The organism is Pseudoalteromonas sp. BMB (genome assembly GCF_001709235.1).
Taxonomy (GTDB): Bacteria; Pseudomonadota; Gammaproteobacteria; order Enterobacterales; family Alteromonadaceae; genus Pseudoalteromonas; species Pseudoalteromonas maricaloris.
This window is the reverse complement of the sequence record NZ_MBQA01000077.1, coordinates 1-406: the sequence shown is the minus strand read 5'-3', so window position 1 is coordinate 406 and position 406 is coordinate 1. Positions and strand designations below refer to the sequence as shown.

Genomic DNA, 406 nt, shown 5'->3' with positions numbered 1-406 from the left:
TCAGCAACAACGTCATTGTGCTTCTTCCTGAGGTTGGCTAGGGTCTGTTCATGTTGGATGTTGGACTCTTCCAAATCCCTCCTCAGCTTGGCCATCTCGGCTTCTCGCCTCTTGTTGAGCTCAACCTGTGCAGATGTTGCGCCGCCAGCTTCTTCTAACCTCTCACTGAGCTCTTCAATTTCACGGGCCAAATCAGCACGTTGCTTCTCAGCCTTTGCTCTTGCTTGTCTCTCAGCTTCCAATTCCTCCTCAAGCTCTTCAATTCTTGCCTGGAGTTCCTTAATCTGTTTCTGCAATTTGGCAACAAGGCTCTGTTCATCTTCAAGCTTGGCAGAAAGACTGGCCATCTCTTTCTCTTTCCTCTGGAGAGCTTGTTCAAGTTCCTTCTTGTTCTTCTCAAGATCGG

Annotated in this window: 1 protein-coding gene; it reads right to left on the bottom strand. The window is 48.5% G+C overall.

All coding sequences use genetic code 11. The features are described 5' to 3' along the window. A partial coding sequence (locus BB427_RS07185) for a hypothetical protein (RefSeq protein WP_217492893.1) occupies positions 1 to 406 on the bottom strand: 406 nt, incomplete at both ends.